A 2,471-nucleotide genomic window follows, 5' to 3' on the forward strand; every position below is an offset into this window, starting at 1 on the left:
ATGTTAACTTTATCACTACTCTATTTAATAATTTTCTTTTTTTGAAAGCAGCAACAGGAGCTGTATGGACTGATGCACAATATTTTATACTTGTAAGCCAGCAAGCCAAGGAACAGCACATATTTGCTCTTTCAAGATAGCTTACGCATCCTTGAATGTTATTCTTTTTGATAAAATTAACTAGCGCCAAAACCTTATTTTTTTTGGTAATTAAGTGTAACCCTATCACGTCACGCGGCCTTGACTCTCCTTTGGAGGATAGAGAAATTAACGTCACCTTGTTACCTTGGCGATTAAGTTCCTCAGCAGTAGCTATAGCTAATCGTTCGGCCCCACCAATTGTTAGGGTAGGAATTACAATTGCAATGTTCATTTTTACCTACATAAATAATGATAATTAAGCGCTAGGATAGCCTTTTTTTATTACTGTTTGGAATTTGGCTTTATCAACAGAATTGAGGTTTATAGCATCAAAGAGTAAATTCATTGTAAAAATAATATTGCTTTTTAACTTCAATTTGCTTATTTTTTTATTGTTAATCATTACTTTTATTATAGAAGGGAAAATCCAAAGCCACCACTCAATTCCAAGATGAAGTTTCATATTAACAAATCTATTAAGGTAGTGTATATATGACTTATTAATCGCTCTATCGTTATCCCCTGCTAAACTAGCCCCTACTTTATGGTATATAACTGCTTTAGGAGAACATAATATTTTGGCGCGAGCAGCTTTCATTCGCAGCGCAAGATCAACATCCTCTTCACCGAAGAAAAATTTCTCACTAAACAGACCAAGTTTTATAAAAAAATGCGTCCTGAACATTAGGGCACAACCTGTAGCAAATGATATCAGGAAATCTTTATCTTCAATCTGAACGTCATTTATTTTTTTATTCGCAAAAAAATAAATACGCTTACCATACTTAGTGATATTGCCACCACAATTCCAAATTAAATTTTTATCATGGTAATACCTAATTTGTGGTATAACAGCATCGCATTTTTCTAAAGTTTTCTTCATAATGGGAAAAAAGTTACTTTCAACAACAGTGTCATTATTTAAAAATAAAATATACTCATAATTTTTTTCAGCAGCATATAGCGTCCCTAGATTACATCCTTTTGCAAAACCATGATTGACAGAAGATCTAATTAACGTAAAGTTTTTATTCCTATTTTTAAAAAAAATCACTACCTCTATTTCATATCTTCCTAATAAACCATTAACATCTGGTTGCACATCTTTTATTTCGTATGCAATATTATGCATACCCTCAAACAGCATGTTATATTTCATTTCATCAGATGCATTGTCAATAATTAGAACATCATATAACTCATTATCTTGAGCTAAACTTTCACAGCAAGCTAAAGTATCCTCTGTACCGTTCCAATTCAGTAAAATGAATAAACATTTTCGATGGTTATCAGTCATATTATAGAGTCCCTAACATTTCAAAATTCAATAACTTTAAATTAACAACATATAAATAAACAAAACACCACATGATAATGACCAGACCTACAAGTCTTTTTTGTTTAAATCTAAGAGATAGTGCAGGTAATGAAAAAATTAAAGACACACCTAATAACTCAAAACTTCTGGATGCTAATACAGGAACAGATGACAGAAAGTAAAACACTGTAAGCATGACACTCATTATTTTAAAATAGATTATATCAAATTCAGTCGGTTTATCAGACTTCAATAAGGAATAAAAATATAGTGTAAAAAAGAATAGTGTGCAAAGTGTAATTTTACTAAAAACATTTACGTTATCAAACTTCCCTAGAAGCTGGAGATTTAAAACATAATTAGCAGCCTTCGGTCCTATCGGTGCTGGAAGAAAATTAAATATATCAATTAAAATTTGATATGTATTACTGGTAAACAAAGTGAATAATAATACCACCATTGGTGAAAAAACAAAAAACTTAGCATTTACCTTCTTATTGCTTAGAAAAATAAGAGAAATTAAAATAACCGAACTAAAATGAAACATGCTTGCAATAAATACTTTTATGATGTATTTTTTTTTGTTGCCAGATATTAGGTCCGGTATAGCAAGCAAAAACACTGCTGCTGCCGCCCCCACTCTTATTTGTGTTAAATCATGAAGAATAAAATATAGACAAGTATATACAATTAGTGAAAGTAATGGTGATTTTGAATATTTATATATCACCACCATATTTATGGGCACTGAAATCAAAGCATAAAGAAAAAATAACCCATGAATATTATTATTAAAAATCAAACTATCGAGCCAGGCAAAAAATATGAATACTGGTTCTGATATGTCGTTTACCCCGTTTTGAAAAGATAACAAAGCATTTTGATAGTTACCAGAGTCATAGTCTAAGCCCACCGGTTTAAACGTTGCCACCATAAGCATAATCAAAGACAAACAAAAAAAAAGAATGTAAACAATACTTTTTTTTATAATAATCATATCATTGGATCTGGG

3 protein-coding genes are annotated in these 2,471 nt (G+C 30.8%); all 3 read right to left on the minus strand.

The genetic code is table 11. The features are described 5' to 3' along the window. On the minus strand, positions 1–373 hold a 373-nt coding region (locus tag BBW68_RS18530), incomplete at its 3' end, for a glycosyltransferase family protein (RefSeq protein WP_148127694.1). Positions 374–397: 24 nt separating this feature from the next. Next, positions 398–1,438 (minus strand): glycosyltransferase, encoded by a 1,041-nt coding sequence (locus BBW68_RS13720; RefSeq protein WP_070135774.1) that lies wholly within the window; start codon positions 1,436–1,438, stop codon positions 398–400. 1 nt (position 1,439) lies between these two features. Beyond that, positions 1,440–2,471 (minus strand): EpsG family protein (locus BBW68_RS13725; RefSeq protein WP_222563095.1); only part of this gene is annotated, 1,032 nt, incomplete at its 5' end.

It is taken from the genome of Candidatus Erwinia dacicola, assembly GCF_001756855.1.
Classification (GTDB): domain Bacteria; phylum Pseudomonadota; class Gammaproteobacteria; order Enterobacterales; family Enterobacteriaceae; genus Erwinia; species Erwinia dacicola.